The following is a 12,253-nucleotide window of genomic DNA, read 5'->3' as shown; positions in this document are numbered from 1 at the left end:
ATTAATTTCAACATATTAGTTTCGGCACAGCTGAGCTAGCACATTTAAGCGGCGCTCACTTTGTGCAACAAATGGGTTACTCGTGTCCCATGCGTATCCGGCTAAAATTGCACTGATCATTTCTCGCACTTGTTTGTTTTGCTCTGTATGAAATATTACGTCTTGAAAGCGCGTATCGTACCAGCCTGTAACAAAAGTTCTAAAACAGTTAACTCCCGCTTGTAGCGGTTTTGCATAATGCTGCTCAAAGTCAATCGTCTCACCTTTTAAATACTGATCGACCAAAGGTGCAATTAAACTTGCTGATTTAAGCGCAATGGTTACTCCTGATGAAAACACCGGATCTAAAAACTCTCCCGCATTGCCTAATAGCGCAAAGTGCTGTCCATACAGCTTACTCACATTAGAGGAGTAGCCTGTTATGCTGCGAGCTGGCCCAATTAATTCGCGTTTAGCTAGCAGTGCTTTTAAATGTGGATCTTGCTCTAAAAAGCGATTTAACATTACCTCTGCTTCGTCGTCATTAAAACGCTCAGACTCTGCTACAACACCAATACTTGCGGTGCCATCACTAAAGGGAATTAGCCAATACCATATATCTCGGTGCTCTGGGTGTACGGTAATGAGGATTTTATTACGATCAAAATTTTCATCGCTAATATTATCTACAAAGTGGCTAAAATAAGCACTGCGTACCGGAAAGTTAGAAGGTAACTCTAAGTTTAGTAGTTTAGGTAATACTCGGCCAAAGCCGCTGGCATCTAACACAAAGCGTGCTTGAACTTGGTAAGGCTGCTGCTGCGCGTCGTGTACTAATAAGGTTGCACCACCATTTTTATCGGTACTATCTTTATTGGTATTACCTTTATCGGAACTGTTTTCAAAAACATCAGTAACCTTGTAGTCTTTAACACTGTGCTGATAGCGAATAACAGCCCCTTGCAGCTGTGCATTATCGGCTAGTAATTTATCAAACAGCCCTCTTTTCACTTGATAAGTAGTACCTGGCCCTGGTGATGATTTTTCGGTAAAATTAATCGCGGTATTTTCACCCGCTCGATGAAACGCAGCGCCGTTTTTAAACTGAAACCCCAAACTAGCAGCGTGTTCATGCAATGGAGCGACTAAATTAGCGTCGGCCAAATACTCCATACATTGCGGTAACAAGCTCTCACCTATAGTAAAGCGCGGAAAAATCTGTTGCTCAAGTACTAATACTCGCCAGCCTTTTTGCACTAAAAGGCTACTTGCAAGTGCGCCAGAGGGGCCCGCACCAATTACAACAACATCAAACTGCTCAGGGTTATTCACTTTATCCTTCCTTTTGCGAGGGTAATACACTCAGCGGCGATAAAATATATACCGCTAAAATCCCTACCATTACGGTAAGTCCAAAACTAAAAATAGCAGGGGTGCTTGAGGCACTTAACATACCAAACACCCACATAGAAGACGCTGCAGATAAACTAATTGCCAATATATTTTTTGGCTGTAACTTATTTATTTGATAAAAAACAAGGTAGTCAATAGCTAAGGCTACCACTAGCAACGCGCCCAACATGTTAAATAACGACAGGCTGCCTTGAATTGCATTACACACCCACAGCATGCTAACAACCACTAATAACAAGCTTAACAGTTGTAAAGTGGCAATTTTTACGCCAAAACGCCAACTAAAAAGTAACCAACTAATGGCCCCTGCAAGCACTAAACTTAACAATAAGTATGCTCGGTAATCGCTTAATAACGCACTAATTTGCTGCGGTTTATTATATAGCAATAAGCCATCATCTTCTAAAAGCGCGGCGCTTAAGCTCTGTGTATTAATATTGGTAATTGTCATCCAGGTTATGGCTTGCTGCGGCTCAACATGCATTTGCGCTAACAATAAGGGTTTAAATTCGCTATTTAATAATGCGTTATAGGTAATAAATTGCGCGGGGCCGCTACTTAATTGCCGCCCAGTTAATTGCTCGCTGAGTGCAAACACACCACTTTTTTTAGCTTGATTAAACACCGCTAAATTATTTTTTTGCTGCTCAATACTAGGCAGCCATCGGTTAATGGCATTGTGTTTAATATGCGGGTTACTCGCGGTTAAATCGCTAACTAACCGCTGTTGTTTTTGTAACACGTGTTGTGCATTGTCGCCAATAATAAATACTATATGGCTGCGCCATTGATCTAGTAAAGTTAAGTGTTTTTGTTCACTTGCCATTAGCTGCTCAGAGCTGGCATTAAGCAATCTAATATCATCATTAAACTCAATCGGTTTTAATACCAATAAGCTTGCAAGCACTATACTTAGCGCAATAAACAGTGGTTTTTTTATTTTATTACAGTACAAAAACACCCGCGTTATTTTTTTACTGAGTAATAAACTTGATGTCGATACACGCAGTGTTTGCTGCCAAAATGGTAAAATTAACACAGTAAACAACCATGCACTAAATAAGCCCGCTATAACAAACACAGCCACTTGCGCTAATAAGGTTAACGGTGCACCTAATAAGCAGCTGTAGCCTAATGCGGTCGTAATAAAAGAGAGTAATAACGCTGATTTCACCCCTTTGCTATAGCCGTTAGAAGTGGCTTGCTGTGCAGTTTCATTTGCTACTTTGGCTAAATCGGTCATGCCATGAAAGGCGTAATCAATAGCAATGCCTATTAGGGTTACGGCAAATACCAAGGTTAATAAGTGAATACTGTTAAACACCAATAACATAACAATAGCGCCGCCCATTAATGCGCTAAGCACAGTAAAGCTCGCTAATAAAATACTGCTAATCGCTCTAAATACCCAAAACACCATAACCATTAGTGCCATTAGGCTAATACCACCAAACAAACTCATTTCGTATTTTGCTTGTTGGGCATTTTCAGCCGTATGAAACAGCACCCCTGAATAGGAAATAGTGGTATTTGGGTACGCTTTACTTAGGGTGTTTATTTGCGTTTTAATTTTAGCAGCTAAGCTAATTGCATTATTAATGCTCAAGTTTGGCTCTGGCAGTGTGGCAAAAAGCATTGCATATTCAACCCCCTCATACTGGCGAGTGAGGCGGTTTTGTTTAATAGTAAAAACTTGGCTTTGGCTTAAGTTTTCGCTAATAAAGCCAGCTAAACTTAAACTAATATCAGTACTTAATGTAGCACTAACAAATGGCGATCCTAACTGATTTAACTGCTGCAGGTAAAACTGCTCAAAGCTGGCTTTGTCTGCTATTTTTTGCTTATAGGGCTTACTTAATAGTGCATATTTATAAGGCGCAAATGTGGCTGTTAAAGCGTTTATAGAGGGAAAATTAAATGTGCTTGTTATACCTTGCTGCTCAAGCCAATTGTTAAATTCATCGTGGGCGTTATTTTTTTGCTCACCAGCAAATGAAAACACTACACGGTGGGCATTTTTTTCAAAAAACAGCTGTTCGCCATAAGCTAATTGAGAATGCGATTTTGGCAGCAAACTAAACATATCAGCACTAAATGTAGGTTTAGTCAGCCAAAATATACTGGTTAAAAGCAAAATTAAACCACTAAACCAAATAAAAACAATGCCAATTCGTTTCTTCAATCCACTATTCCATTAATTAACTATTTAAACGATTGAGCCGTTAAGGCTGCTCAGGGTAACTAAACTCAATAGTTGTTTTACTACCTGAATGCTCATAAAGGATGATGCTGTGTACCGTTTTATCACTTTCACACAAAGTAAAGTGGCTAAATAATTGCTGTAACAACGCTTCTTTTGGGGTTAGTTGCAGGCAATTGTTTTGCGCTTTTATACTAAAGCGTGTTGCAAGGGCGCTCATATCTACACTGAGTAAGTCAGTTAAAAGCCCTACAAACTGCTCACTGCCTGGCTGTGGTACAAACTCCCCTTTAGCATTTTCAACCAATACCTGGCCATTTTCTACAATCAATGCGCTTTTTACCGGTTGTTCTACTTGCCATACTAGCTTTTTGGCATTTAGAGAAAACACTCCAGAGGAGACGAACGGCGATGCAAAACCAGCAAGTTGTTTATATTGTTTAAACTCACCCGTTACTGTATCAGCCTTTAATGAGGTATTTACCTGCGATGCCGTGTTTGCTTGCAATGCACTACAAAATAGCAGCAATACGCTGGTTATAAATAATTTAAACATTGTCATTCCTTCTCCTTTAATTGCCAGCTACTTCAAAAAAGGGGCTAGTTTTTCATAAAGTATTGGGGGTGAAACAAATTGCATTTCTTTGGAGCTAATTTCTACCGCCACTTGTGTAGTGGACGCCTTGGTAATGCGCTTATTACTGATTGCATCGGTAATAACATAATCAATACGTAATCGGTTTTCATACTCTTTTAAATACGCTGCCACTTTAATTTTTTGTGTAAATACAGCTGATGCTACGTATTTAATTTGCATATCAACAATGGGCCACGCAAATCCAGAGTCTTTCATTTGCAGGTAGTCGTAGTCAAATATTCTGAGTAACTCACAACGAGCAATTTCTAAATAGCGTGGGTAATTACCATGCCACACTACATTCATTGGATCGCAATCATGAAAAGGGATTTCTATTTCTACGCTGTGCGAAAGTAATGCGCCTTTATTATTCATAAAGCGCCCAGCGTTTGCTTTGAATATAGCTAATAGTTTGTCTTAGCACCGCTTCCATTGGTCTGTCTTCGGTCAGGTTTTCAAAGTAACCTGTTATATCGCTATACATATGCTGCATATCGTCAGTTAAACTCGTAAATTCTAATTCGCCTTGTTTAATTCGCAGCCTTAACCCTTGAATAGCGGCTAATAAGGTACTGGCCATCACTTGCTCGGTAAGCTGTAAAATACGTAAACAATCGCGCGAGGCTATGGTACCCATACTTACTTTGTCTTGATTGTGACACTCGGTAGAGCGCGAAAATACACTGGCAGGCATAGTTAATTTCAATGCCTCAGCAGTATAAGCACTGGCACCAATTTGTACCGCTTTAAAACCATGATTTATATAACGACGCTCAGGGGCACTGTCGGATAAATTAGACGCCAAACCATTGTTATATTTAGTATCAACCAATGAGGCTATTTGTCGATCGGCTAAATCAGCTAAGTTAGCTACTGCGGTTTTCATGCTGTCCATTGCCATGGCAATGTGGCCGCCATAAAAATGCCCGCCGTGCAGTACATGCTCCCCTTCGCCATCAATAATTGGGTTGTCGTTGGCTGAGTTTAATTCGTTTTCGATCATTTGCCTAAAAAACGGCAAGCTGTCTTGCAGCACACCAATAACATGCGGTGCACAGCGAATTGAGTAGCGATCTTGCAGGCGGTCGGCATTACGTGGATGGTCGTGATGATTTAAATCATCTCTGATCCAACGTGCTATTTGCTGCTGCCCTGGGTGAGGTTTTACCGAGAATAAAATTTCATCAAAATGATGGCTATTTCCTTTGAGCGCTAAGCTAGCAATGGCGGTAATACGACTGGCTAATTTGGCTAAATAATTGGCTCTGTCGAAGGCTAAGCAGGCTAATGCGGTCATTACCGCGGTGCCATTCATTATTGCAAGGCCTTCTTTTGGGCGCAGCACGAGCGGCGTTAAGCCAACTTCTTGCATTACCGCTAAGCTATTACGTACGGTGTCTTTATAATATACGTCGCGCTCGCCTATCATAGCACCAGCAACATAAGATAATGGCGTTAAGTCGCCACTGGCACCTACCGATCCCTCTTGAGGAATAACCGGTACAATATCGTGATTTAAGTAGTCGCGCAGTAAATTCAGCATTTCCCAGCTAATACCCGAGTAGCCTTGCGATAAAGACGTAAGCCGCGTGGCTAAAATTGCTCGTCCTTGTACTTTATTAAATACGTCGCCTAGTCCACATCCATGAAATCGCGTTAAATGTAGGGGGAGTTCATCTACTAAATTTAATGGTACTGCTACGGTTACTGAGTCGCCATAACCAGTCGTTACACCGTAAATAACGCCGTCTTCTTTTAATAATGTATCTAAAAAACTCAGCGCACTATTAATTTTGCTACTAAATTCGCTGCAACCACTAATTTGCACTTGGGTGTGGTTATGTGCAATATCAACAATGTTTTCGATTGATAATCGCTGCTGACCAAAAAGCTGTGTGTTTTGAACTGGCACTTCTATTTCTCCTTTGCTTGATCGCGGGCGACTTGCTGATCATTTTGCCAAAAATCGTAAAAATTAAACCATTGATAAGGATATTGCGCAGCATAGTGACCTAAACGCTGCGCATAGTCTGTAATTACTTGGTTTAAAATTGCCTGTCGTTGGGTGCGTGGCATTTTTAAGCTGTTGCTGTATTGCTCAAATATTACGTGGTACTTACTGCTTTGCTGATCTTTTAAACAAAACAAAAAATAAACTGGGCAATCAAGTAATGCCGCTAAAATAAAAGGTCCTTGAGAAAACGGGGCTGGCTTGTCTAAAAAAGGCACTTGCACAGAGCGCGCGGCAGTGGTGGTACTGGTGCGATCGCCAACAATAACAATAATTTCGCCTTGCTCAATTTTTTCTTTCAATAAAATAGCTAAACCTGGGCCTAAGTCAGTTACTTGAATTAAGTTAACCGCTACGTTGGGGTTAATTTTTTTCAGCATTTTATTAAATTCTACTGCATGATGAGTAAACACCAGCACATTAATAACTTTGCCACTGCGATGTTGGCTAAGCGCTCGGCACACTTCTAAATTACCCAAATGCGAGCCAATAAAAATAGCCCCTTGGCGTTGCTCATTTAATTGGCTAAATAAATGCTCGTTGGTATATTCAATATCACTTAAGCTAATACGCCCAAGCCAACCATCTATTTTATCAAAGGCGCTGTCGGCAAAACTACAAAAGTGCTTTAGTTGCTGCTTAAGTGTCACGCTTTGCCCAGTGCCGGTGTACAAATTAACTTGCTGTAAAAACTGTTTTGAAGCAGCACGGGCAACCCTACCAGTAATAAAGAGATACACCACCACAGGAAACAAAATTAGCCACAGCCCTTTGCGACCCAGTATTTTATGTGTAAATAGCAGAGTTTGAATGCCTAAATAATTACCGCGCTCTTGCATTTTAGACCAATGTTTAACGGCCATAACGTCTCTTTAATTTGTGTGCTATAAGCCAAGGCGAGCGCACTAACATACCAAAAAATAATCGCGTATGTAGCCAAGATATACGCACGTTGTCGTGCAATGGCTGAAAGTGAGAAAGCCCATTTTCTGGATAGATCACTTGGCTAGGTAAAAATATAAACGGCACATTACGCCAATATAAACGCACTAATATTTCAGGATCAAAGTCCATCCGCTTGCCCAGCTTAACTTCTTTTAACAGTTTTTCGCAGGCTCCCAGCGGATACACTCTAAAGCCACACATAGAGTCAACAATTTCAAAACTAAGGGTTTCAATCCATACCCACACATGGGTTAAGTACCGTGCTAAATAGCGATGCTTAGGCACTGAAGCGTCGTATATTGGGCAACAGCTTACTAATGCCTGTGGATTGGCGTTTGACAGGCGCAAAAGCTGCGCTAAATCGGCCAAGTTATGTTGGCCGTCGGCATCAACTTGAATAGCATGGGAATACCCTTGCTGATACGCATAATGCAAACCGCTTTGTACCGCCCCACCTTTACCTTGGTTGTGCACATGGGTAACAATGGTAAGTAACGGGTGCTGCTGTGCAAGTGCAGAAAACACTGCTTTAGCTGCATCATTGCTTGCATCATCTACCATAATAATTGGTAAGTTATATTCAGCAAGGCTGGTTAATACCGCCGCTATCACTGAGGTATGATTGTAGTTTGGAATGACAATACAAAACTTATTCATTTAAGCAACACTTTCAAAAGCAATCCGCCCAGACGCATGTTGCCCCTTAGCCGAGCGATAAGAAAACACATACTTATTAAGCGCTTTTTGCTCTATGGCTAATACCATAGTAAGGCCCGGCGTAATCACCACCTGAAACTTTAGCACTTCGACATTCTTTACCGCTAATTGAATATTATACTGCTTACAAATTGCAGCAACCGCCCAATCTAGCTGCACTACGCCTGCTAAAATAGGGCCGTCTTTAAAATGGCCATTAAAGTAATCTAAATCCTTGGGCACAAATAAACTTAATTGATAACCTTGCTCGGTTTGCTCACATTTAAGTAGTTGCGGCTGCGTTTTAATCAACTTTGTCAAAAAGGTGCTCCAATGCTTTTAAGTTTAATTTAGCTTGGCTGTTATAAGGTAACTGCTCTATAAAACGCCACTTTTTAGGCGTACAAATGCGCTCAAAACGTGTTAGTGCATGCTCTTTTAAAAGCTTATTAGTGGCTAATTTACTTTCACTTTGTAAATGTTTTACCCCTTGCTGGCTAAGCACAACTACCGCACCTATTACTTGCCTTGCCCCAGGTAATACAATTACTTTAACGTCGTTTACCCACTCACTGCTTGCTAGGTGGTGTTCTAGTTCATCCAAACTGAGGCGTTTTTCTTCTAATTTTATGATTCGGTCTAATCGACCAAGCAGTTTAAATTGACCACTTTTAAGCACCAAACCTCTATCGTCAAGCGGGTAATCTTTGTGGTTCACTAACGGTGAATTTAAAAGGAGTCTATCGTTTGTGCCAACACTCATTTTTATACCTGAAAACGGCTGCCACGAGCTCACGTTTTCAAGCGAGGTAACTTGTCGATACGCTATACCACCGGTTTCGGTACTGCCAAACACTTGTGTTATTGGTTTATTTAACTGACTGAATAGCGATACTGCATCTTCGTTTGCCAGCGGCCCACCAGATGAAAATATCCATTGTAAGTGAGATTTTTGTTCAATTAATACGTTGTCTGCGCGTAATCGTTTTAGCTGTGCTGGGCTAGAAATTAACACCACTTGTTCAGCGCCCTTGAGCTTGGCGGCTATATGCTCTGGGTAGTGCAGTAAATCGGTATCAACGACATGTCCGGTACTAAGTGGCCATAACAACCTAAATAGCAGCCCGTAAATATGCTGATGCGATACGCTAGCAATAAACATTGGCATACATTTTAACGCATAACTGCTTGATAAAATGCTCAGCTCTTTGTTAATTGTTTGCCACGACTTTACAATTGGCTTAGCTTTACCTGTTGATCCCGAGGTGTAAAAAACCAAGTTCCCTTCTTTGGGCCAAACAAGTTGCGCTAAAGGAAAAAAGCCAGGCTGTTCAGGCAAGTTTTCTATATTGATAAAGTCTATACCCAGTGGTTCGACAAGCTCTGAGTCACCTAAAAAACAAGGCGTTTGCTGTAGTAAGGCTTTGAGTGTTTCGGGTTGACCATTAGGTGGCAGTATAACCGTGCAACCGCGCAAGGTGAGTGCCATTAAACTCACCGCAAACTTATAAGTGTTAGTGCTATATAACACCACAGATGTGGGCGCTGTGGCCGGTGAATACTTAGCTAATAGCCGATTAACATCGCTAACAAACTGGCGTTGTGTCACTGCCTTATTTTCATGATTAAAGCACACACTAACATTATTACTTTGAAATACTTTACTTTGAAAGGTACTAAACACGCGCTTTCCTTTTTACTTTTAGCCTGACTAGCCACTCTAAGGCAAACAACACGCCCATAGCTACATAGGCAATCACACCATTATAAAAAGCCCACACTGCCAAACTAGCAAACAGGCTGGTATATAAGGCAATACCACCATTAACTATAAAAAAAACGCACCACAACTGAGTTACTTTTTTAGTGTATTGCACACCTTGCTCATCGAGCTTAGGCTCAGTGATGCGGGCAAAGGTTTCTATTATTGATGGCCCTTTATAAAGTGAGTAGCTAAACACGAGCAACATCACAGTGTTAATAATCACCGGGTATAAACGTAAACCCACATCACTGTCGAACACTTTTGACAATACGATTGCTATCACAGCTAAAAATGTCGCTGGCTTTAACCACGGCATTTTGTCAAATAATGCTTTGCTTAACCACAAGCGTAGTGCAAGCAAAAATAATAATACGATCGATAGCAGTTGGCTATTAAACTGCGTCAGGCCCACATACACAATAACTGGGTAGCAGGCCAAACAAAGCATAATAAGGGTGGTTAATAAGGCTTTAAGCATTTATTTAGTTAACGAGCTTTTCTATTTCGCTAACTACATTTTGCACAGTACGTACTTGCTTAAATGCATCAGGATCAATTTTTTTACCGGTGATTTCTCTTAGTTTTACTACCAAGTCAACAGCGTCAATGCTGTCTAAATCAAGGTCTTGATATAAGTTGGCGTCTAGGTTTATGTCGGCTGGGTCTATCTCAAAATCGTTTTCTAAAATGCCGTGTAATACATCATAAATTTCAGCAGCGGTTTTCATTGTTATTCCTATATATTTTTATAATTTAAGAACGCGCTTGTTCTATAAAGTGTGCTAAAGAATTCACCGAGGCAAAGTGCGCTTTTGTTTGCTCTGAATTGGCATCTATTTTCACATCAAATTGTTTTTTTATTGCCAAACCAAGTTCTAGTGCATCTATGCTATCGAGCCCTAAACCATCAACAAATAATGCTTCATCATCAGCAATGTCTGCAGTTGTCATATCTTCTAGATCAAGGCTGGATATAATTAATTGTTTAATTTGTACTTTTAATTCAGTCATAAATTGCTCAGTTCTTCTGTAAAATAATGTTGTAAGCTGTTAGTTAAATGCCGAGATTGTATAGCGGGTGTGTCACTAACATAAGGCAGGTTACTGTTAAACTGCTTGCTGGCCAGCTGCAAGCTAAAGTGCGCTTGATAAGGCGCTACTTTATACCAAGGTGTACCCTTGGTTAAGGTATTAGGCTGCATTTTTATTAATACTGTAGCGATTGGCACATTACATCTAAGTGCTATATTGGCCGCTCCTCGTTTAAAATTAAGTGCAGTATGGGGCTGTGAACGTGTGCCTTCAGGAAAAACTATTAAGTTATTTCCTTTGCTTATACTGCGCTCACATTCACGTAATAAACCTTCTGGATCTTCGTTACTTATATAACCAGTACTTTTAATTACACCGCGCATAAAGGGGTTTTTAAATAAATGGGCTTTTACTACGCAATCTGCATTTTTAATCACAGATATAAGCACAACCACATCAATTAAAGAGGGGTGATTGGCAAGTACTAATTTTCCGTTTAAATTAGCAAGCTGGGTTTTGTCTTTAATATTAAAACGAATAACGCCTGTGTAATGCATTAATCCAACAAAAAATTTAAAACAGTAATGTACTGTCGCTCTTGCTCTGTTTTTACGGGTGTTTACATCTGCTTCTAATACGTTTTGCAGCGGAAAAACCACTAATGTTAGTACTAAACCACCTATGCCAAACACGCTAAAACAAACACCGGTTGCAAGCACACGCCAACAAAGCCCTGTTATTCTTATAATGTGTTTAATCATGGTAGGTAAGTTGCCAATGATGAGCCAGTGTAGTGTGGGTTAATATCGCACTTTTTTTATCGTGTAGGGCTTTAGCACCTTGCAGGCTCATTGGTAAGTTACTACTTTTTGCAGCAGGGTTAAGTACTTTATTTAAACTAAAACACGGCTCATTTGCTTGAGCAAGGCGCACTATCATAGCAATGGAATGAGTAATTTGTAGCTCGTCAGCAAATTGGTTATATATATCGGGGAGGATTTCATCGCTATGGACTACTAACATGTACGGCTCATTGCTATCAACAAGGCGAATGTAGGCCTCTACAATTGCACACATAAAACTCTCAGCCCCTGCTGCAATAGCATTCATTGCACTGGTATTACTTTTTATAATACTAAAAAGTCCGGCTGCGGCATTATGCACACTCAGGCCAAAACCTGTGGGCGATAATGGTTGCTGATTAACTATATCAACTAATAAATTGGCTGTTTTATGAAAGTCCCCGTGGCGCGATGAGAACACCGCCGATAAATTAGTATACTGATCAGCGCTACTTACTTGCTGAGCACTGTGTAATACCATTTTGCTAAAACGAGTCATACGCCGGCGTTGCATAGGTGCAACCCAATCAAGTGTTATAGGCGAGTTATCATACCAATGATCGCTTTCTATTTGTCGCTGTTCTGGCTGGATCCATGTAGCGAGTTGTTCAACAACAAATTTCACAAATATACATATTTAGTTAATGATAGGACGCAGGATCTTACATTTTTTAACAAAAAAAGTAAAATAAACAATAAAAAAAGCCAGCGCTGAATTTTCATTCAGCGCTGG

At 40.4% G+C, this 12,253-nt stretch carries 14 protein-coding genes; all 14 read right to left on the bottom strand.

The window, feature by feature from the left end:
- Positions 1–15: 15 nt before the first annotated feature.
- From J5X91_RS01905 to J5X91_RS01840, 14 genes are read right to left on the bottom strand one after another with little or no spacing between them, the layout of a single operon-like run.
- A complete protein-coding gene (locus J5X91_RS01905; RefSeq protein WP_182683627.1) occupies positions 16–1,311 on the bottom strand; it encodes an NAD(P)/FAD-dependent oxidoreductase in 1,296 nt (431 codons plus the stop codon).
- Position 1,312: 1 nt separating this feature from the next.
- Positions 1,313–3,574, bottom strand: coding sequence for a transporter (locus tag J5X91_RS01900; RefSeq protein ID WP_208833950.1), 2,262 nt, complete (start codon positions 3,572–3,574; stop codon positions 1,313–1,315).
- A 40-nt stretch (positions 3,575–3,614) separates the two neighbouring features.
- Positions 3,615–4,154, bottom strand: a complete 540-nt coding sequence (locus J5X91_RS01895; RefSeq protein ID WP_086995816.1) for an outer membrane lipoprotein carrier protein LolA — start codon at positions 4,152–4,154, stop codon at positions 3,615–3,617.
- Positions 4,155–4,175: 21 nt separating this feature from the next.
- Positions 4,176–4,604, bottom strand: coding sequence for an acyl-CoA thioesterase (locus J5X91_RS01890; RefSeq protein ID WP_011330027.1), 429 nt, complete (start codon positions 4,602–4,604; stop codon positions 4,176–4,178).
- Positions 4,597–6,141 carry an aromatic amino acid ammonia-lyase gene (locus tag J5X91_RS01885; RefSeq protein WP_011330026.1) on the bottom strand — a complete coding sequence of 515 codons (1,545 nt, stop codon included), beginning with the start codon at positions 6,139–6,141 and terminating at the stop codon, positions 4,597–4,599. The genes J5X91_RS01890 and J5X91_RS01885 overlap by 8 nt, the downstream gene beginning before the upstream one ends.
- Before the next feature lie 2 nt (positions 6,142–6,143).
- Positions 6,144–7,103 (bottom strand): acyltransferase, encoded by a 960-nt coding sequence (locus J5X91_RS01880; RefSeq protein ID WP_182683629.1) that lies wholly within the window; start codon positions 7,101–7,103, stop codon positions 6,144–6,146.
- Positions 7,093–7,842 (bottom strand): glycosyltransferase family 2 protein, encoded by a 750-nt coding sequence (locus J5X91_RS01875; RefSeq protein WP_086995813.1) that lies wholly within the window; start codon positions 7,840–7,842, stop codon positions 7,093–7,095. Before J5X91_RS01875 ends, J5X91_RS01880 begins: the two co-directional genes overlap by 11 nt.
- The gene (locus J5X91_RS01870) at positions 7,843–8,202 is read right to left on the bottom strand and encodes a thioester dehydrase (protein WP_208833949.1); all 360 of its coding nucleotides are present in this window, start codon (positions 8,200–8,202) and stop codon (positions 7,843–7,845) included. It lies immediately after the preceding gene.
- Positions 8,186–9,565: an AMP-binding protein gene (locus tag J5X91_RS01865; RefSeq protein WP_208833948.1), complete on the bottom strand. Its 1,380-nt coding sequence runs from the start codon at positions 9,563–9,565 to the stop codon at positions 8,186–8,188. The genes J5X91_RS01870 and J5X91_RS01865 overlap by 17 nt, the downstream gene beginning before the upstream one ends.
- A complete protein-coding gene (locus J5X91_RS01860) occupies positions 9,558–10,124 on the bottom strand; it encodes a hypothetical protein (protein ID WP_208833947.1) in 567 nt (188 codons plus the stop codon). The genes J5X91_RS01865 and J5X91_RS01860 overlap by 8 nt, the downstream gene beginning before the upstream one ends.
- A gap of 4 nt (positions 10,125–10,128) precedes the next feature.
- Complete coding sequence (locus J5X91_RS01855; protein WP_011330020.1) at positions 10,129–10,374, bottom strand: acyl carrier protein; 246 nt, start codon at positions 10,372–10,374, stop codon at positions 10,129–10,131.
- A gap of 25 nt (positions 10,375–10,399) precedes the next feature.
- Positions 10,400–10,657, bottom strand: a complete 258-nt coding sequence (locus J5X91_RS01850) for a phosphopantetheine-binding protein (RefSeq protein WP_011330019.1) — start codon at positions 10,655–10,657, stop codon at positions 10,400–10,402.
- Entirely contained in the window at positions 10,654–11,439 is a 786-nt protein-coding gene (locus J5X91_RS01845) for a lysophospholipid acyltransferase family protein (protein WP_011330018.1), read from the bottom strand. Before J5X91_RS01845 ends, J5X91_RS01850 begins: the two co-directional genes overlap by 4 nt.
- Positions 11,432–12,145, bottom strand: a complete 714-nt coding sequence (locus J5X91_RS01840) for a beta-ketoacyl synthase chain length factor (protein WP_182683631.1) — start codon at positions 12,143–12,145, stop codon at positions 11,432–11,434. Before J5X91_RS01840 ends, J5X91_RS01845 begins: the two co-directional genes overlap by 8 nt.
- Between the last annotated feature and the right edge of the window lie 108 nt (positions 12,146–12,253).

Source organism: Pseudoalteromonas sp. K222D (assembly GCF_017653575.1).
In the GTDB taxonomy this organism is placed as follows: Bacteria; Pseudomonadota; Gammaproteobacteria; order Enterobacterales; family Alteromonadaceae; genus Pseudoalteromonas; species Pseudoalteromonas nigrifaciens.
Note: the sequence above shows the minus strand (reverse complement) of the source record. Positions and strands in the feature narration are given on the sequence as shown.